This window comes from Kineosporia corallincola (assembly GCF_018499875.1).
Classification (GTDB): domain Bacteria; phylum Actinomycetota; class Actinomycetes; order Actinomycetales; family Kineosporiaceae; genus Kineosporia; species Kineosporia corallincola.
The window spans coordinates 195,569-219,358 of the sequence record NZ_JAHBAY010000002.1 but is presented as its reverse complement, the minus strand read 5'-3'; the positions used below and the strand labels follow the sequence as shown (position 1 = coordinate 219,358).

Sequence of the window (23,790 nt, the reverse complement as noted above, 5' to 3'; positions counted from 1 at the left end):
GTCACCTGTTCAGCTCCTCGATGGCGTCGTGGTACCACTGTGCGGTGCGGCTGGCGGTCAGCCGCCAGGTGAACCGCTCCAGCACCCGGGCCCGGCCGGCGGCGCCGAGCCGTTCGCGCAGGCCCGGGTCGTCCAGCAGGCGCCCGATCGAGCGGGCCAGGGCATCCACGTCGCCGGAGGGCACGTGCAGCGCGGCCAGCCCGTCCGGGCCGGTCACCTCGGGCAGTGCCCCGGCCGTGGTGACGACCAGGGGGACGGCGCAGGCCATCGCCTCCACCGCCGGCAGCGAGAACCCCTCGTAGCGCGAGGGAACCACCGCCACCTCGGCGCTGCGGAACAGCCCGGCCAGCGCCTCGTCCGGCAGCCCGTGCTCGAACCGCACCACGCCCTCCAGGCCGAGGCGGCTGATCGAGCGCTCGGCCGGGCCGCCCGGGCGGGCCGAGCCGACCACCACCAGCTCGACCGGGCGCTCCGCGGCCACCTTCGCGACCGCCTCGATCAGGTCGCCCAGCCCCTTGAGCGGCACGTCGGCACTGGCCACGGTCACCACCCGGCCCGGCACCCGCCGGGCTCCGGGGCGCGGTGCGAACCCCTCCTCGTCCACCCCGGCCCCGATCACCCGCAGGCGCTGCGGGCGCACCCCGAACGCCTTCACGATCTCGTCGCGCGAGGCCGCCGAGACCGTGGTCAGCCACGGCAGACGCCGCGAGACCCGGCCCTGCATGCGGCAGAACGCGTACCAGCGGCGCAGCGACAGCTGCCGCCCGCGGTCTCCGGCCGCGGCCGCCAGCTCCAGGTCGCGGTCCACGGTGATCGGGTGGTGCACGGTCGCCACCAGCGGCACACCCCGCCGCCGCAGCTCACCGCCCAGCCCGAGCAGACCGTAGCCGAGGGACTGGTTGTCGTGCACGACGTCGAAATCCGCCAGGCGCGAGCGCAGGTGATGCCAGGCGCGCAGCGAGAACGTCAGCGGCTCGGGGAAGGCGGCCGTGCACATCAGCCCCCACTCCAGGACGTCCACCGGCGAGCGGAACTCCGAGCGGTGCGGCGTGCGGAACGGGTCCGGCTCGCGGTACAGGTCGAGGTTGCGGATGTGGGTCAGCCGCACCCCCGGGTCGAGCTTGGGCAGCGGCGGGGAGGAGAACACCTCGACCCGGTGCCCGAGCGCGACCAGCTCGCGGGACAGGTTGCGGACGTAGACGCCCTGACCCCCGCTGTGCGGCTTGCTGCGGTACGACAGCAGCGCGATCCGCAGTGCCCGCCCCGACCCGTCATCGTTCATGGTTGGATGACGATAACGGCTGAAACCGCGTTTTCCGGCCCGCCACCGCCCCCGGCCTTCGTGGCCAAAGTCACGGCCCTGAGGGCAGACAGGGGCCGGATCTGCCGACCACCCGCCGGTCGTGCCGCAGGCGCGTCAGCCGCTCGTGCGCCTCCCGCGGACGCCCCAGCGGCACGTGCACCACGATCCCGGCCAGCACCTGCGGGTACTCGTCGGCGACGGCCAGCATGTGATCGGTGTCCTGGGCGTTGTCGGCCGACTGCACCAGCACGGTGCGGGCGATGCCGTGGCGTTCCAGGTGCGGCAGCAGCTCGGCCAGGGTGAAGGTCCGGTTCCACAGCGGCGTGGCCGGGCCCAGCCACGGGTACGGCGCCCGGTCCAGGTCCCACACGTGCTGGTGGGCGTCGATGATCGCCTCTTCGCCGGCCGGCTGCGGGATGTGCTTCACGTCAGCCTGTGCGAGGTCGGTGGTGCGCAGCCCGGCTCCTCAGAAGAACGTGTGCACCAGGTCGACCACCTGCTCGTCCTCGTCGACCACCGCGATGACGCGCCACTTGTCGAGCGTGGTGCAGGGGTGGGAGATGCCCACGTGCACCAGGTCTCCCGGGCCCAGGGCGCTGCCGGCCGGCACCCGCAGGAAGCCGTGCTGGTCGTTGAGCGCGGTCACCTCCATGTCCTGGGCCGGCACCCGCAGCCCGTCCCGGTGGCGCACCTCGCGCGGCACCGGCAGGCCCTCGTCGAAACCGGCGTCGCGGCGGCCGAGCAGCAGCAGGGCCAGCTCCGGCTCCGGGCGCGAGAGCACCGGCGCCCACACCGACAGCGCCGGGCGCAGCACCGGCCCGTCGGCCTGCCGGCCGCTCGGCGTCACCGAGGCGTAGTAGCCGTCGTCGTGCACCGCGTAGGCGCCGCTGCGCAGCACGATCACCGGATCCCCGCCGTACGCCCACAGTTTCAGCGTGTGCGTGACCACGTCGGGGAACGCGCTGCCGCCCGCCGACACCACGTAGCCGGGCGCCAGCAGACCGGCGCTGAACAGGTCGTCGCCGAGCCGGGCCAGCCCGGCCGCCCAGGCCGCCACCCGCTCGTTCTCCTCCGGCAGCCCGTGATGCCCCAGCGTGCCCTCGTAGCCGCTGACCCCGGCCAGGTTCAGGTCCGGGCACGCGGCCACCGCCACCGCCACCGCCCGGGCCGTCTCCACCGAGCGGGCGCCGGTGCGCCCGCCCGGGTGCCCCAGCTCGACCAGCACCTCCAGCGGCCGGCGGGCCCCCGCCCGCGACAGCTCCGCCGCCAGGAACTCCACCCCGGCCACCGAGTCCACGTTCACCCAGACCCGCAGGTCGGCGTCCACCGCCAGCTGCCGGGCCAGCCAGCCCACGCCGGCCCGGTCGGCCAGCTGGTTGGCCACCACGAACCGGCGCACGCCGTAGGCGTGGTAGGCCTGTAGCTGCGCGATGCCGGCCACGGTGATCGCCCAGGCCCCGGCCGCCAGCTGCTGGTGCGCGATCTCCGGCGACATGTACGTCTTGCCGTGCGGTGCCAGCCGCACCCCGTGCTGCTCGCACCACCGGGCCATCGCCGTGATGTTGCCCGCCAGTGCCGACCGGTCGAGAACGGCCAGGGGGAAGGTGAAGTCGCCGTCGTGCAGGCCGAGCGCGTTGGCCCGCAGCGACCGGGCCGTCACCACGCCCCGGCTCACCACGCTGCCCCAGCCCTTCTCGGTCACCGCCACCGGCAGGTCGGCCAGCTCGTCCAGGGCCTTGGCCCGGAGTCTTTCGCCGTTCACATCGTTGCTGCTGTTGTTGCCCACGTCTGAGGCCACCCGCTGTTCGTGTCGTTTCTCCTGCTGCCGCTCGAGTCAACACCACGATTTCGGGCGCACGCCAGGGGTGATGATGGTGCGATGTCAGTTGCTGTGATCGGTGCCGGAGTCGTCGGGCTGGCCACCACGGCCGCGCTGCTGGAACGCGGGGCCGACGTGGTCTGCTACGAGCAGGGTGCGGCGGTGATGGGCGAGCGCTCGGCCGGGGACTCGCGGATCTTCCGCTACGCCCACCGGGCGCCCGAGCTGGTCATCGCCGCCGGGCACTCCCGCCGGCTGTTCACCGGGTGGGAGAGGCGGGCCGGGCGGCAGCTCGTGGAGCCGGCCGGCACCGTGATCAGCGGTCCCACCGAGCAGGACGTGCTGCCCTGGGCGCGGGCCATGGCCTCCGCGGGGGCGCCGTTCACCGTTTCGTTCGAGGACGACGACAGGCCCCGGCTGCCCGCGGCCCGGCTCCCGGAACACTTCCTGGCCGACCCGGCCGGCGGGGTGATCCGCGTGGACCGGGTCCGGGAGTTCCTGTCCAGGATCTGCGCGCCGGCCGTGCGCACCGCGGCGGTGAGCGGCCTGGAGGAGACGTCGGACGGCGTGCTGGTGCGTACCCGCGACGGTGACTGCGGCGGGCGTTTCGAGACCGTGGTCCTGGCCGCCGGGGCGGGCACCTCGGCGCTGGCCGCGCAGGTGGGCCTGGACGCCCCGGCCGCGCTGACCCATCACGCCCGGTTCACGTTCCCGCTGCGGGAGCAAGCACCCGCCGGGCCGCCCGCCTGGATCACCCGCACCGCCGGCGGCCTGTCCACCTACCAGCACTCCAGTACGCCCGGGCACTGGGCCGTCGGCCTGGAGCTGGGCGCCTCGGCCACCCGCTGGGAGGTCGGCCGGACGGCCGCGCTGGAGGCGGCCCGGGCCGCGACCCTCGACTACGTGCGCGCCGAGCTGGAGCACGTGGAACCGCGGATCGTCGACGAGATCTACTGCACGCCGTACGCGGACCTCGACGACGGCATCCACTACCTGCGCCGGGACCGCACGATCGCGGTGTACGGCGAAAACCTGTTCAAGTTCGCGCCACTGATCGGGGAGCAGCTGGCCGGGGCGGTGCTGGACGGGGTGGTTCCGTCGTCCATCGACTGAGAGGTCAGACCGGGACACCGCTCTCCTGGCCGCGGGAGGCCTCCAGGCCCCGCACCAGCTCGGTCTCGATCGCGTTGAACCGGCGGCTGACCTGGTCGGTCCAGGTCAGGCCGTGCCGGCGGGCGTCCACCGCGAAGGTGAACACCGCCCGGAAGGCGGGCGGCAGCAGCACCCCGCTGACGCTCTTGCGGTTGCCGACGGCGATCGCCACGTGGTCGGCGGCGTGCATCACCTGCTGGAGGTGGTCGAACTCCCAGGTCTCCTGCCGTTCGGCGCCGCGGTACACGATGGCGTCGTGGCTGATCTCGACCCGCCCGCCGGTGTCCACCACGGTCGGCACCCGCGGCCCGTTACGGTGCGCGGCCCGCGGTTCCACCAGGGCGCAGTCCGCGAACGTCAGCCGGGTCATACCGGTCAGGCCGTCGCCGAGCAGCAGAAGACGGCGCAGCGTCTGGAGATTCGCCAGCGCCTCGGTGTACTGGTGCTTCTGGCGGCGCACCGCGGCCTGCTCGCGGGCGACGGCCTCCCAGCCGGCCCGGCGGTCGCGGTCGCGGCGGCCGTCCCGGGCCTGGCGCACCAGCCCGGCGGCCAGCAGCACCAGGAAGGTGATCCAGCCGGCCTCCAGCGACCAGCTCAGCACCGTGCCCAGCTGCGAGGTGTCCTCGCCGGTGACCCGCCGCCCGATCCACTCGCCCAGCCGGGCGGGCGCCAGGAAGAAGACCGCCGCGAGCGCGGCCCCGGCCAGCCAGAACCCGGCCCGGACCAGGATCCGCCGCCCGCGGCCGGTGGCACCGCTCCTGTTGTCGCTCATGCGTCCTGCGCCCAGCGGCTTCCATGCACGTCGTGCAACTTAGAGGACGATTCTGTTGCGTGGCGGTCCGGGAGCGGAATGCGACCGAAGCGATGGCAAGTTGTGACGGGATCCTGGTGGCCGGGCTCCCCGTCACCGCCGGATGAGCCCGGGCTCGGTGCGGTAGGTGGGCCCCTGCTGCCGGGCCTGCGGGATACTCACCACCGGCACCGGTTTGCCCACCGGGTCGCCCGTGGCCGGGGGCCGCACCTGGAAACTGAAGTCGCCGGTGGCGCCCTGCACCTCGAAGTCGCCGTTCAGGCTGCTCATCGCCTGCATGACGTCGTGGCGGGTGTTCTCGCCCGGGGTCACCCCCTCTTCCAGAGCCAGCTCGAGCGCGGTGGAGACCACCCGCACGGAGTCGTGGGCCGACATCACCGCGCCGTCGTCGAGCTCGGTGTCGTCGCCGAGACCGGCGTCGGCGAAATACTTGTGGAAGTCGCCGAACGCGGCCGGCGTGTCCTGCCCGGCGAGCCAGCCCACGGCGTCCGCACCGCTGGCGTAGACCAGGGTGATGTTGGCGGCGGCCAGGTCGGCGGACAGGTCGCGGAAGCGGCCGAGGTCGTCCGAGCCGCCGGTCATCACCGTCAGCTTCCGGTGGCCGCAGCGCTCGACCAGGATGTTCAGGAGCTGGGCCAGGTCGTTCGAGCGGCCGGCGTACAGCAGCAGGTCGTTGTCGTCGCGGCAGGCCTCCACGGCCTTCACGGCGAAGGAGTTGGGCTGCACACCCTGCGGGTCCTGGGTGCCGGTGAACTGGATGATCGGGGTCAGGCCGATCTCCCGGGCGAACGCCGTCCTCATGTCCTCGGCCAGGTTGGCGGTGAACAGGTCGTTGGACGCCGGTCCCTGGTCGGCCATCAGCACCGCCCGCTTCAGTCCCTTCGTGCGCTGCACGTAACTGCGCAGGCTGGAGACGTACTCGCGGTTGGGCGGCGACACCCGGAAGTACCCGTCGACGGCGGTGAGCTCGTCGGCGGTGGTGATCGTGCCGACCATCGGGATGCCGGCCTGCGACAGCCGCCGGGCGGCGTCCCGGGTCTGGGTGACGCTCACGCCCATGCCGGTGACCGCCACCAGCGGGTCTTCGTCGTCCACCCGTTCCACCAGACCGTCCACCACCCGCGACCACTCCTGCTCGTGGCTGCCCCAGTTCGCCACCACCAGCTTCATCCGCACGCCGGTGCCACTGGTGTTGTGCCGGCGCTGCGCCACGTAGGCCCCGGCCAGCTGGCGGCGCATCTCCGCCTTCGACACCGCGCTGGTGTCGTCGGTGGTGAACGACCCGAGCACGGCCACGGTGACCGCCGAACCCTGCCCGATCGAGGCGTTCTCCGCCGTGATCCGCGACATCACCCCGGCGTACTCGTCCTCGTCGAACACGAAACTGTCACTGACACCGACGCACTCGCCACCCACCGAGGTCACCCCCGACCCCAGGCCGCCGCAGGCGCGCACCACCGTGGCGATCCCCCAGCCGCCCAGGGCCAGCACCAGCGCGGCCACCAGCAGCAGGACGACGACACGACGGCGGCGTCCCGAGGGCAGCTGGAACAGTCCCTCGGTGTCCGCCTGCTCCAGCGCGGTCCAGTGGCTCATGGCCAGAAGTCCCTCTCCTCCTTGTAGCGGTTCTCTTCCCTGTCGAAAGGCGTGTTGTCGGTGCGAGAATCGATGCGCACGGCGGCCAGCTGACGGATCATCTGGTCGTAGAGGTACCTGCGGTGCGCACCCGCCAGCCGGTCCTGGGCGATCCACAGGGCGATGAGCCAGATCCCGGCCACCCGCAGCAGGGGCGGTCCCTGGTCCTGCCCGAGCTCCTCGTCGAACATCTCGCTGCGCCGGTGGAACTCCTCGATCGGCGGCACCTCCGGGGTGAGGGGCCGGTGCGGCGCCGCGGCGATCCGGTGCAGCCGGGCCAGCCAGTCGGCCGGCGGGTCGGCGCCCAGCCGGCCGGCCAGGTACGTGGCCGCCGGCCGCACCTCGCCGAGCGACACCCGGCACGCGACCTCGCGTTCCGGCGTCCGCCGTCCTGCTCGCGCGAGGGCCCGGAAGACGCTGTCCCAGCTGTCGTTCCGTCTCGCGTCCCGGGTGGCCAGCCGTTCCAGCAGAACCCGCCGGGCCACGGCGGCCGTGACGCCCCGGCCGGGGCCCAGCACCTTGTCCCGGTAGTCGAGGAGGTAGGACTCCCGCCGGCCGATCAGCGCCGCCAGGGCCTCCACCTCGGACCGGTCGGCGGCCGGCGCCCAGGTCACCAGGGTGTCCAGGTCGTGCGCCGGGCGCCGGGTCCCGGTGCCGTCGGGGGTCAGGTCGGAGGTCAGCTCCCCCAGCAGCCAGTCACGCAGTGACTCGCCCTGCCCGGCACCGTCGTGCACCGGCAGCGCCAGGATGCGCCGCGGCCATCCCAGATGTTCCGGGTCCCAGGAGCCGCCGCCGTCGCGGGCCGAGGCCCGGTGCAGCGCCTCGGCCACCCGGCGGGTGCCGAGCGGGTGCCCGTCCGTCAGCTCGTGCATCAGCCGGTGGGTCACCCGGGTACCGCCGCCGGGCACGCCCTCCTGCTCCAGGACCACCCCGACGTCCGGCCGCTCCAGCGCGGCCAGCCGCCGCAGCCCGATCCGCGTGTCCGGGTCCTGCGGGCGGGTGGGCCGCGGCTGCCACGGCTTCTCGTCGGCGTCCGACCCGAGGTCGATCACGCCCTCGCCGTAGGCGTTCTCACCGTGGTCGGTGACCACGACCGTCAGCGGGGTCAGCGGCGTCGAGGCGCTCAGCGTCTCGGCCAGGTCGGTGACGAACCGACGGCCGGTGAGGTCGTCGGCGTTGTCGAGCATCAGCACGCAGCCGTAGGCCAGCAGGCGGCGGGCCCGGCGGCCGGAGAAGTGCTCGGTCAGGTCGGCCAGGAAGGCCTCGCGCACCAGCTTGTCCACGTGCTCGACGTTGTCGGTGCGGTTGCGCACCGCGGGCCGGGTGCGCTGGTAGAGGTCGACGAGCACGTCCGCGGGATGGCCCGGCCCGCGGCCGGCCGTGCGCGCGTCGAACCAGGTGTAGCGCCGGCCGAGCACGACCTGACGGCCCAGCCGGAACCCGCGCAGCCGGCCCAGCAGCCATTCCGGCACCAGACGGGCGACGGCCATGATCAGGTCGGCGAACGGGCCCAGCGGCCCCAGCCCCCGCACCGCCTTGCCGACCAGAGCCCCCGCCGCGTCGGCGAACTCGCCCCGCAGCACGCTCATCGGCAGGCGGTTGCTCTGGAGCTTGCGCTCGATCTCGCCGCGGGCGCCCTTGCGGTCGGCCTGCGGGTCGACGCTCAGGGTCATGTCCATCACCTGGCGCACGGTGCCGAGCCGGGCGAACCCGATGTTCCGGTAGGGACGCCCCCAGTCCCGGCTGACCTGGTAGGCCGCCGCGAACACGATCTCCCGCTCCGTGGCCGGCCGGTTGCGCGCGAGATCCAGCTGTGCGAAAGGAATCCGGCGTGCCTCCAGCACCTCGGACAGCCACTCAAGGACCGCCGTCTTGCCGCCCCCGCGCCAGTCGCTCACCACCAGGACCGGCGGTGACACCGGCGTGCGACGACCCCGCACCACCGGCAGCCCGATCAGGGCGTCGAGCAGCCTGAACGTGCCCTGGCGCCGCTCCAGCGCCGTCCGGTCTCCCATCGTTGCCCCCGCATGCCGTCCCAGATCCCGCACCCCATGGAACTCAGAGTGCAATCATTGGCACTCAGCGCATCCAAGCGGGGCAAATACCGCAGGACGTAACCAGAAAGAAACTTACGGTGGACGACGCGGTGATCCGGCCCGGCCGAGCGAATGCGCGCCGGGCGGGCCGGATCTGGCGGGCCAGGCGTGGGGCGGGCCAGGCGTGGGGCGGGCCAGGTCTGGCGGGCCAGGTTGATGGCCACATTGATGGGCACACGCTGGAGTGGACTCAGGTTCGGTGGGGACATGACGAACGAGGAGGTGCCGGTGGGAAGTCCAGACCCGGAGTGCGGGGTGGGACGCCGCCTCACGCCATCGGCCCGGCGAGTCGTACGGTGCCCCCATGCACACGGACGACGAGGACCGGCCTGCACCCGCACCCACACCGCGCATCACCGCCACCGGCCAGACCACTCCGGAACCGGCCCCGCCCACCTCAGCCACCCCGGAACCAGCCTCACCAGAAACAGTTTCACCAGAACCAGCCTCACCGGAACCGGTCTCGCTGGAACCGGTCTCGCTGGAACCGGTCTCGCTGCAAACAGCCGCCCGGGAACCGGCCTCACTGGAATCAACCCCACCGGAACCGGCCGCCGATTCCGCCCCCGAAACCAGCACCAGCACGGACATCGGCCCGGACTCCATCGCCGGCACCCCGGGCGGCTCCAGCACGGGCACCGACTCCGATCCCCACCTCGGCCCGGGCACCGACCACGCCGCCGGCACCAACTCCGAGGCCGGCACGCACCTGGGCACGGACCCCAGCACCCACTCCGACGCCGGTTCCAGCACCAGCCCTGTCCCCAGCCACGGCCACAGCTCCGACCCTGCTGCCGGAACCAGCCCCGACTCCAAGCCCGTCGACACCGCCACCGACTGGCCCGCCCGCCGCCGCGAGGCCTTCGAGGCGCACGACCGGGCCCGCCGGCGCAGCGAGGCCGCGGAGTCGCAGCGGGCGCGGGAACTGGTGGCCGGGTTCCTGGCCCGGGCGCGCGAGCTGGGACTGCCGCCCGAACCGCTGAAGGCCCGGGCGTACAACGGGTCCGGCGGCTACCGCACCGGGCTGAGCGGCTGGTACCTCCAGGCCCGCGGTCCGCAGGCGGTGGGCGAGGACGGCGAGTTCTACCTGCTCATCGCCCCGGCCGGGCTGACGGCACGGCTGCGCGGGGTGCGGATCGCCCCGACACCACCACCTCTGGCGGTGGGCCGGGGCGCCCGCGACGGCGAGAGCATGTCCCTACGGGAACTGCTGGAACGCCGGCTGGCCGCCGGGCACGACTTCCGCCGGCTCCCCTGACCGGCAGGAGCGGGGACGTCAGCGGATACTGCTGCCGGTCAGCACGGCGTCGGTGCCCCAGCACTGGCTCAGGCCCATCCGCAGGCACAGCTGGTGCAGGACCTGGGAGTGCAGCTCGATCACGCGTTCTTGCCCGTCGTCCAGGAAATGCCCCTGCACGTAGGGGAACTCGGGTGATCCCTCGGCCGTGATCGAGCGCAGCACGGCCTGTGCGCCGAGGGTGGTGCCGTGCGGGGTGCCCAGCCCGAACATGGTGGTGGCGAAGGCCAGGGGGACGCCGGCGGGCGCCCCGGCGAGGCCGAGCGTGCCCGCGGTGACCGGCGCGTGGCCGGGCCGGCCCAGACGCCGGGCGATCTCACGCACCTGGTCGAGTTCGAGGGTGTGGGTGGTGGTGGCAGGCTGGTGACGGTGGCTCATGGTGTTCCTCCGGTGCCGGGGAGTCCCGTACCCGTACCCCGTTGTGCGGTCGGCCGATTCCGGCCGTCCAGGCGCCTCCCGGGACTCAGCTGCGAAGACGCCCTCCGATCATCGGCCGCGCCGGTCGCGTTGCCCTCGCCATTGACCCGCAAGGTGTTGCGGGTTTGCCGCAGACCTGGATCTACGCTGGCGGGATGAGTGAAGCCCCGGCCTGGCGCATCGTGCTCGCGGACGACCACACGATGGTGCGCACCGGCCTGAGGGCACTGCTGGAGGCCGATCCGCGTTGCCACGTCGTGGGTGAGTGCGGCAACCTGGACAAGGTGGCGGGCACGGTGGTGGGGGCCTCACCCGACCTGGTGGTGCTCGACATCGCGCTGGGCCGGGAGAACGGCCTGGACGCCGTGCCGACCCTGCTCGGGCTGCCGTCGGCGCCGCGCATCCTGGTGCTCACCATGCACGACGATCCCGGTTTCGCCCGCGAGGCGCTGGGCCGGGGCGCACACGGCTACCTGCTGAAAGACGCCGCGGCGGCCGAGCTGATCCGGGCGATCGAGGTGGTGATGGCCGGCGACACCTACCTCCAGCCGCAGCTGGGCGCGCAGCTGCTGCGGGCCGAGCCGGTCGCCGGGGGGCTCAGCGAGCGCGAGCGTGACGTGCTGCGGTTGCTGGCGCGGGGGCACACGAACGCGGAGATCGCGCACGAGCTGTTCATCAGCCTGCGCACGGTGGAGGCGCACCGGGCGGGTCTGCGGGCGCGGCTGGGCGCGCACCACCGGTCCGAACTGGTGGACGCCGCACGGCGTCTGGGGTTGCTGACGTGAGGACGCGGGTGGAACCGGACACGCGGCGCACGGTGCGGGCCTGGCTGCTGGGGGCGGCCGGGCTCGGGGCGGTGCCGGCGGTGCTGGGTCTGTGGCACGTGACCGGCCGCGACCAGCCGGTGCTGCTGCTGTTGCTGGTGCCGTCGGTGCTGTTGCTGGTCACGGCGGCGCTGGCGATCCGGGAGGCCGGGCTGGCCACCGACGCGCGGCGGGTGCGGCAGCTGCGGGCGCGGTTCCAGGGGCAGGAGGCCGAACGGCGGCACTGGGCACAGGAACTGCACGACCAGACGTTGCAGGACCTGGCCGCGCTGGAGCTGTGGCTGGCCGGGCTCTCGCGCACGCAGGACCCGGAGAAGCTGGCCGCCGGAGTGCAGGACGCGCGGGACATGGTGCACGAGCAGATCGGGGTGCTGCGGCACCTGATCACCCAGATGCGGCCGCTGGCCCTGGACGCGCTGGGCCTGACGGCCGCGGTGCAGGACCTGGCCCGGCGCAGTCAGGTGCCGGGCACACCGGACGGGACCACCGGCGTCACGGTCACTCACGACGTCGCCGGCCTGCCCGCCGACCTGCCGCCCGACACCCAGGTGGCGATCTACCGGATCGTGCAGGAGGCGCTGGCCAACGCGCTGCACCACGCGGCGTGCCGCACGGTGGTGGTGCGGGCGGGGCGCGAGGGCCAGCACATCGTGGTCACGGTGCGGGACGACGGGGTGGGCATCGGCGACGACGAGCCGGTGGACCCGGCGGGCACGTCGTTCGGGCGGATCGGGATGCGTGAGCGGGCCGACTCGCTGGGCGCCCGGCTGACCTGGACGACGCCGGAGGGCGGGGGGACGCTGGTGACGCTGCGGATCCCGGGCACCGACCGGCCGGTCGCCTGAGGCTACGAGATCTGGCGCACCGCACGGGCTTCCAGGTCGCGGGCGGTCTCCTCCTCGCCGAGGGCCCGCATCACCACGGCCAGGTTGCGCAGGTAGGTGTCGATGACGCCGTGCCCGCTGCTCTCCCCCAGCCGCAGCGCCTCGCGGGCCAGGGGGCGGGCGGCGATCGGCAGGTCGAGGTGCGCCGACAGCAGCACCGCGAGGTTGTTGGTGTAGGCCGCCGACTCCGGGCGGCGCACCCGGTCGAGCCGCTCGGCCAGCTGCGTGGCCCGGGACAGGATCTGCCGGGCGCCGTCGGCGTCGCCGGCCAGCAGCCGCGCCCTGGCCAGGTTGCTCAGCACGGCGGCCAGTTCCGGGCCGGCGGAGTTCTCCTGCTCGGCGATGGACCGGGCGCGTTCCAGCATGGACAGCCCGGCCTCGGTCTCCTCCAGCCGCAGGCGCACCAGGCCCAGGTTGTTCATGTGCCGGGCCACCCGCAGGTCGGAGCGCCCGGCCGCGGCGAGGGTCACGCCCAGGGCGCGTTCCAGCAGCTCGGCCGCCTCGGACCATTCGCCGACCCGGGTCAGGGCCACGGCCAGGTGCCCGAGCTGGGTGGCGGCGTAGGGGTGCTCGGCGCCCACGGCCTGCTCGGTGAGGGCGACGGCGCGGGCGGCCAGCGAGCGCACCCGGGAGCCGTCCTGGCGCAGGAACATGGCGAAGGCCACGCCGTTGCCGCGCAGCACCACGCGGGGGTGGGCGGGCAGGCCGGGCTCGTGCACCTCGACCAGGACGCGTGAGGTCAGGGGCCGTTCGTCGGCGGCGTCCCAGACGTCCAGCAGCAGCACCGCGACCGCGCGGGGCAGCGTGGACGCCGCACCCTGGTGGATGCGCAGGATCTCAGCCGTGTCTCCCATCCCCCCAGGCTAGCCGCGGGTGATCGGCTTCAGGGTGATCTTCACGGCGGATGTGCGGGGGCCTGCGCGTCGGATTTCTGTCATCCGCGCGGTCCGGCACCGTCGTACCAGGTGACCATGACCGGCCGTCCGAAAGCTGAACTCCCATGCGCTCACCGCGAACCGTCAACCGCCGCCAGCTGCTCACCGGGGCGGGAGCCCTCGGCGCCGTGGCCGCCGTCGGCGTCGCCGTCCACCCGGCCGCGGCGGTACGGCCCACGGCCGGCCAGGCCGCGGCGAAGCCCTTCGTGCACCCGGGCATGCTGCACACCGACCGTGACCTGGCCCGGGTGGGCCGCCGGGTCGCGGCCGGCGCACCGGTGGCGACCGCCGGATGGCGCCGCCTGGTGGCCAACGGCCGCTCGCACGCCACCTGGACGCCGCGGCCCCTGGCCACCGTGGTGCGCGGCGGCACCGGCGACAACTGCGCCCAGTTCTACATCGACGTGCACGCCGCCTACCAGAACGCCCTGCGCTGGCGGATCACCGGCCAGGAGGAACACGCGCGGGCCGCCGCGGGCGTCCTGAACGCCTGGTCGTCCACCCTGACCGAGGTCACCGGCAACGCCGACCGGTTCCTGGCCGCCGGCATCTACGGCTACCAGCTGGCCAACGCCGCCGAACTGCTGCGCGAGTACCCAGGTTTCGACCTGCCCGCCGCCCAGCACCTGCTGCGCACCGTGTTCTACCCGCTCAACGACCAGTTCCTCACCGACCACAACGGCGCCTGCATCACGAACTACTGGGCCAACTGGGACCTGTGCACCCTGGCCTCGGTGATGGCCATCGGCATTCTGTGCGACGAGCGTGCCCTGTTCCGCCGGGCGGTGCGGTATGTCAAGAACGGGCCGGGCAACGGCTCCATCCCGCACGCCATCCCGTTCCTGCACGGGAAGCTGGGCCAGTGGCAGGAGAGCGGCCGCGACCAGGCCCACAGCCTGATGGGTGTCGGCATGCTCGGCACGATCTGCGAGATGGCCTGGAACCAGGGCGTTGACCTGTACGGCTACGACGACAACCGCTTCCTCAAGGGCGCCGAGTACGTGGCGCGTTACAACCTCGGCAGGCCGGTGCCGTTCACCACCTACGCGTGGGGCAACGGCACCACCTGCGCGCCCCGCTCCCAGACCGTCGTCTCCGACGCCTTCCGCGGCCAGGTGCGCCCGGTGTGGGAGATGGTCTACGCGCACTACGTCAAGCGGCGCGGCCTGTCCGCCCCGAACGTCGCCGCGATCACCAGGAAGCAGCGCGCCGAGGGTGGTGGTGGGGACTACGGCACGGGCGGCGGCTTCGACCAGCTCGGTTTCGGCACCCTGATGTTCACCCGCTGAACCGTGCCCGCCGCTCACGCGGTGGGCCAGGGCAGGGTGCCCCTTCTTCTTTTTGACACCACCGTCGGCGCCAGGCCGGTGTCAAAACGAAAAGGGCATCCCTGTGCCCAGCGACCAGCACCCCGAGCACGACAGCGGGTCCGGGCCCTCGGCCGGTCCGGAGGGTGGCGCCCCGTCGCCCGCTGTCAGCCGACGCGGCTGCGGCGGGGCACCGTGGCCGGGTCGTCCGGCCGGGAACGGGTGACGTACTGCGGCACCGGCGACGCGTCGGTGCCGCGGTCGCGGTTCACGCCGTAGCGCACCCGGCCGGCGGTGAGGTCGGGGGCGGTCAGCAGGTCGTCGTCGATCGCCGCCCGGTCGAGCAGGTGCACGTAGAGGTTGTAGTCGGCGCCTCTCTCGTTGGAGGTGAGGGTGACCTCGCCGTCGACGTAGTAGTACTCGGACGCCCACATCTGCTGGGTGCCGTCCGGCAGCACCGCCTCGCCGGTGCCGGCGTCGCCCATCCAGGTGGATCCGCCGGGCTGTCCCGGTCTCTGGTCGTCCAGCCGGTACCCGCCGCCGGACGCGACGTGAAAGATCTTCCCCCGCAAGCCGGTCCAGGACGGCATGGTCACCGTGCCGACCCGCTCGGTGATCGCCATCGACCACTCGATCCGCACGTATCCCCGGCCGCTGAACCTCACCCACTCGTCCCGGTGGATCAGTGAGACCACGTCGGCGCGCGGATCGTTGTCGGCCGAGTCCGCGATCCCCAGCGTGCCTTCCGGCCGGGCCGGCAGCGGGGCCGGCCGGCGGCCGGCGGGGGGTGCGGTGTCCGCGGTGTCGACGGTGCTGCCGTACCGCACCGCCGCCGGGGTCATCGTCGTGCGGGCCTTCGTGGTGTGCACCGGCTGCGGGGTGACGCTCGTGGTGGCCGACTCGCTGTGCGGCACCGTGGCCTCAACGGTGGACGCCGGTGTCACCGCGACCGCGGCCGGCACCTCGGGATTCCTTCCGGGCCGCCCGTTCCCGGCCACCACCACCGTGCCTGCGGCGACCGCCCCCGCGGCCACCACCGCCGCGGCCACCCCGGCCAGCGTCTTGCCGGTGACGGCCCCGCCCAGCCAGCCGCCCGCACCCGCACCCGCACCCGCACCCGCACCCGCACCCGCCGAAGCAGACGCTCCCGCGCCGGAACCCGCGGCAGCCGCCCCGGCCACCCCGCCGGCCGCCCCCGCACCGGAACCCGCACCGGAACCCGCACCGAGAGCCGCGCCCGACGTCCCCGCACCGGACGCCAGGGCCGCGCCCGACGACGGCAGCAACCCGGGCAGCAACCCGGGCAGCGACAACGTCGCCGGCAGCATGACCATCCCGCTGAGCAGGCGTTCCGGCGCGATCAGCAGCGGCGGACCGCAGTGCCGGCAGTCCCGCAGGTGCCGGGCGATCCGCTTGCGCCAGACCGGGCCGGGTGCCCCGTCCCAGTCGTCGAGAATCCCTGCCAGGCCGGCACATCCGGGGCGGGCGGCGAGCGCGGCCTCGATCCGCCGGCACAGCTCCAGCTGCTCGCGCATCCGTTTCACCCGCACCGCCGCGTGGGCGGGGTCGGTGCCGGTCGCCTCGGCCGTCGCGGTGGCCAGGTCGGCACGGGTGATCTCGCCGAGCAGCTCCAGCCACCACAGCGACAGCGTGAACCGGGCGTCGGGATCCATCCAGCGGGCGGCCCGCGCCACCTGACGGCGCTGCCCGCTGAGTCCCAGCCGCAGGATGGTCAGGTCGGTGAAGTCCGAGGCCGGATCCGCCCGCTCGGGCGCGTCCTCCGGCTCGGGCCCACGCCGGCGGGCGGTCTGCCGGCGCCGCAGCTGGTCGGTGATCTCGCGCCGGGCGATCGCCAGCACCCACCCGGAGAAACGTTCCGGCTCACGCACCGACGGCAGTTTCTCCACCACGCTGACCAGGACGTTCTGCACCACGTCGTCCACGTCGGCGTGACCGTCCAGGGCCCGGCCGGTCACGTTGTAGAGCATGTCCAGGTGGTCGCCGACCAGCTCGGACAGGGCCTGCCGGTCACCGTTCTGGGCACGCCGCACCCGCGCCGCCAGCTGCGTCCGGTCGGGTGCACCGGCCTGCGTCGTCATCTCGTACCGCTTCCGTCGTCCATGGTTGTGCCTCACGGACGACGACGGAACGCCGGGCACCCGGATGACAGAAAGTTCAGCGCCGGTCGCCGTTCTCCAGATATTTGAGGACGGCGACCACCCGGCGGTCCGTGTGGTCCGTGGGCGCCAGGTCGAGCTTGGCGAAGATGCTGCGGATGTGCTTGTGCACGGCCCCGTCGGTGACCACGAGCTTCGCCGCGATCGCGGTGTTGCCCAGGCCCTCGGCCATCAGCGCCAGCACCTCGCGCTCGCGGGGGCTGAGCCGCTCCATCCCCGGATCGGACCGGTGCCGGGTCATCAGCTGGGCCACCACCTCCGGGTCGATGGCCGTGCCGCCCTCGGCCACCCGGCCGAGCGCCTCCAGGAACTCCTCCACCCGGCCGACCCGCTCCTTCAGCAGGTAGCCCAGCCGGTGCGCGCCGCCGGCCAGCAGGTCGGTGGCGAACGACTGCTCCACGTAGGCCGACAGCACCAGCACCGCCAGGTCCGGGTGCCGGCGACGGGCCTCGACCGCCGCGACGATGCCCTCGTCGGTGTGGGTCGGCGGCATCCGCACGTCGACGATGGCCACGTCCGGTCGCTGCTCGTCCACCGCGGTCAGGAACTGTTCCGGCCCGGGCGCCGTGGCGACCACGTCCAGGCCTTCCGCCCGCAGCAACGACGCCAGGCCCTCGCGCAGCAGGGCGTCGTCCTCGGCGATCACGATCCGCACAGCAACTCCACTTTCAGCACCGTAGGTCCACCCGCGGGACTGCTCACCACCACGCTGCCGTCGTGGGCCTCGACCCGCCGGCGCAGGCCCGCCAGCCCGGAGCCGTTGGACTCGTCGGCCCCGCCGCGGCCGTCGTCGGTGATCTCGATCAGCAGTCGCGCGTCACGGCGGCGCAGCCTAACAGTGGCCGAACCGGCCCCAGAATGCCTGGCCACGTTGGTCAGTGCCTCGGCCACCACGAAGTAGGCCGTGGCCTCGGTGGAGGCGGGGCAGCGCCCGGGCACGTCGACGTCCACCGCCGTCGGAACCCCGCAGTTGGCGGCCAGTCCCGACAGCGCACCGGCCAGGCCGCGGTCCTCGATCACCGGCGGCAGGATGCTGCGCACCACGCCCCGCAGCTCGGCGAGCGCGTCCTCGGCGGCGTCCTGGGCCTGGGCGAGAACCTGCTCGGCGGCGGCCCGGTCGTCGCGGGCCAGGGCACGGCGGGCGGTGCCGAGCAGCATGGTGACGGCGACGATGCGGTTCTGTGTGCCGTCGTGCAGCGAGCGCTCGATGCGGCGCAGCTCGGTGGCGTGGGCGTCGAGGGCGGCCGCGCGCGAGGAGGTGAGCTCGGCGATCCGGCCGGTCAGGTCGGTGCCGGGTGGCGGGGCCAGCAGCCGGCGTCCCGGGCGGGCCTGGAGGCGGGCCATCGCGGGGGTCAGGCCGATGATGACCGCGGTCCAGCCCAGGCCCATCATGAACACGACGAGCACCATCGGCCAGGTCCGGATGTCGGCGAGCTCGCCGATCGACACCGAGGCCCCGGCGTAGCCCTCGGGCAGCAGGGGGTAGTACAGCGGAAAAGTGGCGTCGCGCACCGCGAACAGCGGCAGCAGCAGACCGACGAGGCCGAGCAGCAGGCCGAGCGAGGCGTGCACCGGAAGCCAGGCCAGCTCGCGGCGGGTGGTCGGGTCGGCCAGTGCGGCGCGCAGGTCCACGATCTGCTCGCCCGGGCCGAGAACGGGTGCGCCCCACCGGGTCAGCCGGGCGCGTTCCCGGCCGGCCACCTGGTGCACGAACTGGAGGACGACGGGGGCCAGCAGGAGTCCCACGCCGGCCACGCAGAGCACGGCCGTGACCAGGACCAGGAACGACACCAGGAGCGCGAGCGAGCCGGTGGTGATCCCGCCGATCAGCTGTTCCAGGGCGGCGACGGCGCGGTCGAGGGCCAGCCGGCCGGACAGCTTGAGATCGGGCCGGCGGCCGTCCGGTGTGCTCACGGCAGGACGGTAGGGGACGGTGGGCGGTTGTGTCCCGTGCGGGTCCACCCAGGACCCTGGTCACGACTTTCCCGTTCGCCCCCGCGGGCGCGCGAGGTTGCCCTACTGTCACCGCCATGAAGCGCATTGCAACAATCAGTGTCACCGCTCTGTGCCTGAGCATGCTCGGCCTGGCCGGCGCGAGTGCCGCCGAGGCCGGAACCATCGCCCCCGCGGCGGCGGCGAAGAAGTACAAGAACTGCACCGCCCTGCACCAGGACTACGAGCACGGCCTGCGCAAGAAGGGCGCCAAGGACAAGGTGCGCGGTAAGACCGCCCCGGTCGCCACCAGGCTGATCCCGGTCCGCACCAAGATCTACAACGCCAACACCAAGCTCGACCGCGACAAGGACGGCGTGGCCTGCGAGGCTCGCTGATCCCGGCCCGGCAGGGCCCGGTGACGCACCCGGTCGCCGGGTTCTGCCAGGTCACCCCCAGAAGAGGGGACCCATTACTTTTCCATTCCTGCCCGAGTTTCAAACCTCTCCGGCAGACTTTTTTCCATGCAGGAACACCTTCCGGGCCCGGCGGCACACCGCCTGACCGCCATGGCCTCCACCCGCGAGAGCTGGCGGCTGGTAGAGGCTTACATCGAGCAGGAATTTCCCACCGGACCAACCGCCGTCGACCGCGAGATCCTCTCGGCCCTCTCCCCCACCGTGGAGGGCAGGAAGGGCCGCCTCCGCAAGCTCTTCCGCCGCCGCGTGCGCCCTTCCGACCTTCCCGAGCTCCCTGATCTTCCCACCGTGCTCGGCCTGGGCGTCCTTCGCCCGGTGGACTGAGAACCCCTCGTCCACGACCCTCCGGCAGCGCGACCGCGACATCCTCGACGTACCGTTCGGATCAGGCGACCGGAAGGTTCCGGGAGCCCGGTCACCGACGGAGGAGTTCGCCCCGTGCCCATGCTGGCCCGCACGTTCCGGGTGTTCGTCAGTTCCCCCTTCACCGAGCAGATCGCGGCCGAACGCCGGCAGCTGCGCCGTCTGGCCTTCGATCCCCTGGCCCGCGAATGCGCCCGGCGGGGTGTGCACTTCCAGCCGGTCGACCTGCGCTGGGGCATCAGCCCGCAGGCATCGCACGACCAGCGCACCATGGATGTCTGCCTCGGCGAGGTGGAGCGGTGCCGCCAGGCGTCACCGGAACTGAACTTCCTCTACCTCGGTGCCCGCCGTCGCGGCTGGCTCCCGGTCCCCACCACGGTGCCGCACGCCGACATGGAGCGGTTGCGCGGGCACTTCACCGGCCACGAACGTCTGCTGGTGGACCGCTGGTACCAGCTGGACCTCAACGCACTGCCTCACGCCTACCGGCTGATGCCACGCACCGGCCCTGAGCAGAACCGGGAGGCCTGGCGGCAGACGGAAGAGACGCTGCACCAGGCCTTCGCACACGCCTCGCAGAACCTGGATCCGCGCGACCGCGGCCGTTACCGGCGTTCGGCGACCGAGCAGGAGGTCGATGCCGCCCTGCCCGCCGAGGGCCCGGCACCGGGGATGTTCGCCGTGATGAACGCCGCCGGCGACGCCCCTGCCTGGGAGCTCGACGAGTACGTGCGCGCTCGGGTGGACCCCGGTCAGGTCTTCGACAGAGACCCGGCGACCACCCCCGAAGCGGTCGCCGGTATCGTCCACACCTGGTTCCTCGAGCGCATCGAGCACACGCTCGCGACCGGGGCCACCGTTCCCGCCCTCGTCGCCGTGCCCGGCACCGGCCCCGGCACCGGCCCGGACCTGGTCGCCCGCGGCCGGGAGCTCGCCCGGCTGGCCGCGTTCGCCGACGAGCCGGGCCCCGGTCTGATGACGGTGGACGGCGAGGCGGGCACGGGTAAGACCGCGCTGATCACGGCTGCGTGCGCGAGCTCGCGGTCACCGGGCACCCTGACCGTCCTGCGCCTGCTGGGGACCGGCCCGCGCACCAGTGACCTGCTGAGTGTGCTGAAGGATCTGGTGCACGAGCTCGCCGTCGGCCTCGGCGGGAAGAGCCGACCGCTGGTGACCTACGACAAGACGGTCGAGGCCTTCCACGAGCTGCTGGAGCAGGCGGACCGCCCGGTCCGCCTGTACATCGACGCTCTGGACCAGCTGTCGGACGTCCACCGTCCGCACGACCTGCTCTGGCTTCCCGACCCGCTGCCCCGCCACGTCCGGATCGTGCTCAGCACCCGCGACGCCCGATCTCTGCGCGGCTCGTCGCGCCAGCACCAGCACCTGCGACTGACCGGACTGTCGCGGTCCGACGGCGCTCGGTTGCTGCGCCGGTGGCTCGGTGAGACCGGCCGGACCCTCCAGCCCGGGCAGGCCGGCCCACTTCTGGACGCGTTCGCGGTCGAGGGCCGTCCGTTGTGGATGCGTCTGGCCGTGCAGGAGGCCGGCACCTGGACCTCACAGCAGGTTCCCGCGGGGCTTCCCCCACAGCTGGATGCCCTGATCACCCGCCTGTACGAGCGGCTTTCGGCGGCGAAGGCGCACGGGCCCGCGCTCGTCGGCCGGGCTCTGGGGCTGCTCGCCGCCTCCGGCGCCGGCCTGACCGAGCAGGAGATGCTCGACGCTCTCTCCCACGACGCGACCGTGATGGGCGAGGCGAGATCGCGCAGCCATGCGCGGTGGCAGGAGGAGATCGACGAGCAGCCACCGCAGGTACCCACGGTGCTGTGGGCCCTGTTGCGCTCGGACCTCCAGGCCTACCTGACCACCCGCGACGACGACGGCCTGGGGCTGCTGTCGTTCTTCCACCGCGAGCTGACCGATCAGGCCGCGCGAACCCGGCCGTACGCGGAGGACCCGTCGCTGGTGCACGCGTCGCTGGCCGAGATGTTCTGGCGCCGGGCCCGGCCCGGCGGGACCTGGCAGACCGGTGACCCGCGCGCCCTCCAGCAGATCGTGGTGCACCTGATCGCCTCCGGGCAGGACGACCGGCAGACCGAGGTGCTCACCGACCCGCAGTACCTGGAGTGCGCGGCCGAGGCCGTCGGGGTCAGTGAGGCGGCCGACGACCAGGGCTTTCGACGGTTCGGCGGGGTCCGCACGTGCGCCGGCCGGCTCGCAGAACTGAACCGGGCCCGGGGGAACACCTCCGGGCTGCCGGTGGACCTCGCGGACGCCCTACGGGCCGAGACGGACCTGCTGGAGTTACGGCCGGGCCTGTTCTGGCAGCAGATCGCCGGCCGCATGCGGTTCGGGCCACCGGCCGCCGTGGAATGGGTGAAGAAGGAGGAGGAACGCCGGGCGGGCAACGGCGAGCGCTGGCTGGAGCCGGTCGTCGCGCACCGGGAACCCCGGGGGCTCGAGCAGATGCTGCGGGCTCACCCTCGCGGCAGCAGCTGCGGCCTGTCCGAGGACGCGAAGCTGCTGGTGACCGGCTCCTACGAGAACTCCGCCCACCTGTGGGACGCGCGCAACGGCACCTGGCTGGCCTCGCTCGGCCGGCACGGATCCCGGGTGTCCGGCTGCGCGGTGACCGGAGATCCCGATGCCCCGGCGATCGTCACCGTGGAACGGGACGGCGTGATCCGGCGCCGGCGGTGGGACGGGCTGCGGGCCGTGGCGCTGGACCAGGTCCGTCTCCCCCTGGCCGGCCGGGTGCAGAACACCTCGTTCGGCCACGGCGAGACGGTGGCCGTGACCGACGGCCATGCCTGCCACCTGTGGCGACCCGGCTGGGAGGAGACCCGCGCGCTACCCGGGACCGTTCTGGCGCAGGCCTGTTCGGTAGCCAGGTCATCGCCCACGGTCGTGGTCGGCACCCTGGACGGCCGGCTCCACCGGTACGACCTCGCCGACGGCACCCAGGTTCGGGCCCCGCACCAGCAGGCGTACGAGATCCGGCACTGCGCGGTCGATTCCGAGGGACGGCGGGTTCTCACCGGCGGCCGGGGCGGTGAGATGCAGCTGTGGACCGAGGATCTGCGCCCCGACGGGCCGTCGCTACCGCGCTTCGACACGGAAACCGCCATCGGGCTCTTGTCCCTGGCGGTGGACGACGACTTCAGGATCGCCGTGGCGGGCCTGATGAACGGCATCGTTCTGGTCTACGATCTGCGGGAACGTTCACTCGTCGCGGCCTCCAAGCGGCACGGGCTCGCCACCGAGGGCGTGACGATCAGCCCGGACGGCAGGCTCGCGGCCTCCATCGGCCAGAACGGTGTCGCGCTGGTGTGGCGACCGCAACCCGATGCCGTCGCAGAACCGGAAGACACCTACTCCCACGCCGTCCAGCTGATCGAGTTCTTCGACGACGCCCGGACCGTCGTCGTGCTGGACGCCTACGGCTACCTGCACACCGTGGAGGCGGAGACCGGCCGGAGACGAGGCACGGTACTGACCGCCAGGGACATCTGCATGGACGCCACCCGGGTCGGCGACGTGATCGTGACGCTGGAGAACGGCGGCACGATTCACCGCCACCTGATGAATCATGGCGAACCGCAGCCGCTTCCGGACATGCTGCATCCGGGGGCCGAGCACTGTTGCGCGGTGGGCGCGGACCAGGTGGCGACGGATGCCCCCGACGGTCAGGTCGTCGTCTGGGACGTCCGCACCGGCCGCCCGCGCCATCGTCTCGCCGCCGGCCCCGGCCGTGTCCGTCTGGCCGGGGCGGACGGCCTGCTGCTGGTGGCCGGGTCCGCCCATCTCGATCTGTTCGACACCGGGACCGGGAGAGCGCACCGGCTGGAGCTCCCGGAACCGTGCACCACGACCGCCGCGCATCTGGAACGGGTGGGGGACGCACACGTCGCGGCGATCGGCACGGCCGACGGCCGGGTGCTGACCTGGTGGTTCCGGCAGGGCTGGGGCGCGGCGATCGAGCAGGACGGGAGGCACGGGGCCCAGGTGCTCCGGCTGGCCGGCGGTCCGGCCGACCGGCCGATCACCTCGGCCGGATGGGACGGCCGCATCGGCCAGTGGGGTACCTCCGGCGGGCAGGTGCGCTGGCTCGAAGGGCACGCCGGGCCGGTGCGATGCGCCCACCCCGCCGGCGCGGATCTACTGGTCTCCGCCGCCGACGACAAGACCGTGCGGATCTGGGCCGGCGGGCGCCAGATCGGCCTGCTGCCCATGGAGTTCGACGCGGCCTGGGCACAGGTGCACCGGCCCACGGGTCTGCTGGTCGCCGGCGACCAGGGCGGCAACCACGTGCTGTTCCGGATGCGGCCGGAGGACGGGTGGTGGGGCTGATCGGCG

19 protein-coding genes are annotated in these 23,790 nt (G+C 73.3%); 8 read left to right on the top strand and 11 right to left on the bottom strand.

Features of this window, described 5'->3' with window-relative positions; all coding sequences use genetic code 11:
* Window position 1 precedes the first annotated feature (1 nt).
* The 3 genes from KIH74_RS05215 to KIH74_RS05205 all read right to left on the bottom strand — a co-directional run bounded on the left by KIH74_RS05215 (window position 2) and on the right by KIH74_RS05205 (window position 3,101).
* Window positions 2–1,282, bottom strand: a complete 1,281-nt coding sequence (locus KIH74_RS05215; protein ID WP_214154611.1) for a glycosyltransferase family 4 protein — start codon at window positions 1,280–1,282, stop codon at window positions 2–4.
* A 70-nt stretch (window positions 1,283–1,352) separates the two neighbouring features.
* A complete protein-coding gene (locus KIH74_RS05210) occupies window positions 1,353–1,730 on the bottom strand; it encodes an amidohydrolase family protein (RefSeq protein WP_214154610.1) in 378 nt (125 codons plus the stop codon).
* A gap of 39 nt (window positions 1,731–1,769) precedes the next feature.
* Entirely contained in the window at window positions 1,770–3,101 is a 1,332-nt protein-coding gene (locus KIH74_RS05205; RefSeq protein WP_214154609.1) for an alanine racemase, read from the bottom strand.
* Window positions 3,102–3,182: 81 nt separating this feature from the next.
* Between KIH74_RS05205 and KIH74_RS05200 the strand changes: the two genes are divergently transcribed.
* Window positions 3,183–4,235: an NAD(P)/FAD-dependent oxidoreductase gene (locus KIH74_RS05200; RefSeq protein ID WP_214154608.1), complete on the top strand. Its 1,053-nt coding sequence runs from the start codon at window positions 3,183–3,185 to the stop codon at window positions 4,233–4,235.
* Window positions 4,236–4,239: 4 nt separating this feature from the next.
* Here the strand turns inward: KIH74_RS05200 and KIH74_RS05195 are convergent, their stop codons facing one another.
* The 3 genes from KIH74_RS05195 to KIH74_RS05185 form a co-directional block, all read right to left on the bottom strand.
* The gene (locus KIH74_RS05195; RefSeq protein ID WP_214154607.1) at window positions 4,240–5,046 is read right to left on the bottom strand and encodes a hypothetical protein; all 807 of its coding nucleotides are present in this window, start codon (window positions 5,044–5,046) and stop codon (window positions 4,240–4,242) included.
* 132 nt (window positions 5,047–5,178) lie between these two features.
* On the bottom strand, window positions 5,179–6,681 hold the full coding sequence (locus tag KIH74_RS05190) for an ABC transporter substrate-binding protein (protein WP_214154606.1): 1,503 nt from the start codon (window positions 6,679–6,681) through the stop codon (window positions 5,179–5,181).
* Window positions 6,678–8,735: a hypothetical protein gene (locus tag KIH74_RS05185; RefSeq protein WP_214154605.1), complete on the bottom strand. Its 2,058-nt coding sequence runs from the start codon at window positions 8,733–8,735 to the stop codon at window positions 6,678–6,680. The genes KIH74_RS05190 and KIH74_RS05185 overlap by 4 nt, the downstream gene beginning before the upstream one ends.
* Window positions 8,736–9,120: 385 nt before the next feature.
* Here KIH74_RS05185 and KIH74_RS05180 point away from each other — a divergent pair, with 385 nt between their 5' ends.
* Entirely contained in the window at window positions 9,121–10,074 is a 954-nt protein-coding gene (locus KIH74_RS05180) for a hypothetical protein (protein WP_214154604.1), read from the top strand.
* Between the two features lie 18 nt (window positions 10,075–10,092).
* Here the strand turns inward: KIH74_RS05180 and KIH74_RS05175 are convergent, their stop codons facing one another.
* Entirely contained in the window at window positions 10,093–10,491 is a 399-nt protein-coding gene (locus KIH74_RS05175) for a hypothetical protein (RefSeq protein WP_214154603.1), read from the bottom strand.
* A gap of 194 nt (window positions 10,492–10,685) precedes the next feature.
* Here KIH74_RS05175 and KIH74_RS05170 point away from each other — a divergent pair, with 194 nt between their 5' ends.
* Together KIH74_RS05170 and KIH74_RS05165 are read left to right on the top strand one after the other, a co-directional pair.
* A complete protein-coding gene (locus KIH74_RS05170) occupies window positions 10,686–11,315 on the top strand; it encodes a response regulator (protein ID WP_214154602.1) in 630 nt (209 codons plus the stop codon).
* An 8-nt stretch (window positions 11,316–11,323) separates the two neighbouring features.
* Window positions 11,324–12,199: a sensor histidine kinase gene (locus KIH74_RS05165; RefSeq protein ID WP_214154601.1), complete on the top strand. Its 876-nt coding sequence runs from the start codon at window positions 11,324–11,326 to the stop codon at window positions 12,197–12,199.
* Between the two features lie 2 nt (window positions 12,200–12,201).
* On the opposite strand, the gene KIH74_RS05160 is transcribed toward KIH74_RS05165, so the two are convergent.
* Window positions 12,202–13,092: a tetratricopeptide repeat protein gene (locus tag KIH74_RS05160; RefSeq protein WP_214154600.1), complete on the bottom strand. Its 891-nt coding sequence runs from the start codon at window positions 13,090–13,092 to the stop codon at window positions 12,202–12,204.
* A 146-nt stretch (window positions 13,093–13,238) separates the two neighbouring features.
* Between KIH74_RS05160 and KIH74_RS05155 the strand changes: the two genes are divergently transcribed.
* A complete protein-coding gene (locus KIH74_RS05155; protein ID WP_214154599.1) occupies window positions 13,239–14,462 on the top strand; it encodes an alginate lyase family protein in 1,224 nt (407 codons plus the stop codon).
* 185 nt (window positions 14,463–14,647) lie between these two features.
* Here the strand turns inward: KIH74_RS05155 and KIH74_RS05150 are convergent, their stop codons facing one another.
* The 3 genes from KIH74_RS05150 to KIH74_RS05140 form a co-directional block, all read right to left on the bottom strand.
* Window positions 14,648–16,579 (bottom strand): sigma-70 family RNA polymerase sigma factor, encoded by a 1,932-nt coding sequence (locus KIH74_RS05150; RefSeq protein WP_214154598.1) that lies wholly within the window; start codon window positions 16,577–16,579, stop codon window positions 14,648–14,650.
* Between the two features lie 76 nt (window positions 16,580–16,655).
* Entirely contained in the window at window positions 16,656–17,312 is a 657-nt protein-coding gene (locus KIH74_RS05145; RefSeq protein WP_214154597.1) for a response regulator transcription factor, read from the bottom strand.
* Complete coding sequence (locus KIH74_RS05140) at window positions 17,300–18,571, bottom strand: sensor histidine kinase (protein ID WP_308113604.1); 1,272 nt, start codon at window positions 18,569–18,571, stop codon at window positions 17,300–17,302. The genes KIH74_RS05145 and KIH74_RS05140 overlap by 13 nt, the downstream gene beginning before the upstream one ends.
* A gap of 116 nt (window positions 18,572–18,687) precedes the next feature.
* On the opposite strand from KIH74_RS05140, the gene KIH74_RS05135 reads away from it, so the two are divergent.
* From KIH74_RS05135 to KIH74_RS05125, 3 genes are all read left to right on the top strand, one after another.
* Entirely contained in the window at window positions 18,688–18,987 is a 300-nt protein-coding gene (locus tag KIH74_RS05135; RefSeq protein WP_214154596.1) for an excalibur calcium-binding domain-containing protein, read from the top strand.
* Window positions 18,988–19,113: 126 nt separating this feature from the next.
* On the top strand, window positions 19,114–19,392 hold the full coding sequence (locus KIH74_RS05130; protein ID WP_214154595.1) for a hypothetical protein: 279 nt from the start codon (window positions 19,114–19,116) through the stop codon (window positions 19,390–19,392).
* A gap of 120 nt (window positions 19,393–19,512) precedes the next feature.
* Window positions 19,513–23,784, top strand: coding sequence for an NACHT domain-containing protein (locus KIH74_RS05125; RefSeq protein WP_246571689.1), 4,272 nt, complete (start codon window positions 19,513–19,515; stop codon window positions 23,782–23,784).
* Window positions 23,785–23,790 lie beyond the last annotated feature (6 nt).

Excerpts from the sequence above, each read along its gene's own strand:
- KIH74_RS05215 (WP_214154611.1), bottom strand. The coding sequence starts at position 1,282 with ATGAACGATGACGGGTCGGGGCGGGCACTGCGGATCGCGCTGCTGTCG.
- KIH74_RS05200 (WP_214154608.1), top strand. The coding sequence starts at position 3,183 with ATGTCAGTTGCTGTGATCGGTGCCGGAGTCGTCGGGCTGGCCACCACG.
- KIH74_RS05195 (WP_214154607.1), bottom strand. The coding sequence starts at position 5,046 with ATGAGCGACAACAGGAGCGGTGCCACCGGCCGCGGGCGGCGGATCCTG.
- KIH74_RS05190 (WP_214154606.1), bottom strand. The coding sequence starts at position 6,681 with ATGAGCCACTGGACCGCGCTGGAGCAGGCGGACACCGAGGGACTGTTC.
- KIH74_RS05185 (WP_214154605.1), bottom strand. The coding sequence starts at position 8,735 with ATGGGAGACCGGACGGCGCTGGAGCGGCGCCAGGGCACGTTCAGGCTG.
- KIH74_RS05180 (WP_214154604.1), top strand. The coding sequence starts at position 9,121 with ATGCACACGGACGACGAGGACCGGCCTGCACCCGCACCCACACCGCGC.
- KIH74_RS05175 (WP_214154603.1), bottom strand. The coding sequence starts at position 10,491 with ATGAGCCACCGTCACCAGCCTGCCACCACCACCCACACCCTCGAACTC.
- KIH74_RS05170 (WP_214154602.1), top strand. The coding sequence starts at position 10,686 with ATGAGTGAAGCCCCGGCCTGGCGCATCGTGCTCGCGGACGACCACACG.
- KIH74_RS05160 (WP_214154600.1), bottom strand. The coding sequence starts at position 13,092 with ATGGGAGACACGGCTGAGATCCTGCGCATCCACCAGGGTGCGGCGTCC.
- KIH74_RS05155 (WP_214154599.1), top strand. The coding sequence starts at position 13,239 with ATGCGCTCACCGCGAACCGTCAACCGCCGCCAGCTGCTCACCGGGGCG.
- KIH74_RS05150 (WP_214154598.1), bottom strand. The coding sequence starts at position 16,579 with ATGACGACGCAGGCCGGTGCACCCGACCGGACGCAGCTGGCGGCGCGG.
- KIH74_RS05135 (WP_214154596.1), top strand. The coding sequence starts at position 18,688 with ATGAAGCGCATTGCAACAATCAGTGTCACCGCTCTGTGCCTGAGCATG.
- KIH74_RS05130 (WP_214154595.1), top strand. The coding sequence starts at position 19,114 with ATGCAGGAACACCTTCCGGGCCCGGCGGCACACCGCCTGACCGCCATG.
- KIH74_RS05125 (WP_246571689.1), top strand. The coding sequence starts at position 19,513 with ATGCTGGCCCGCACGTTCCGGGTGTTCGTCAGTTCCCCCTTCACCGAG.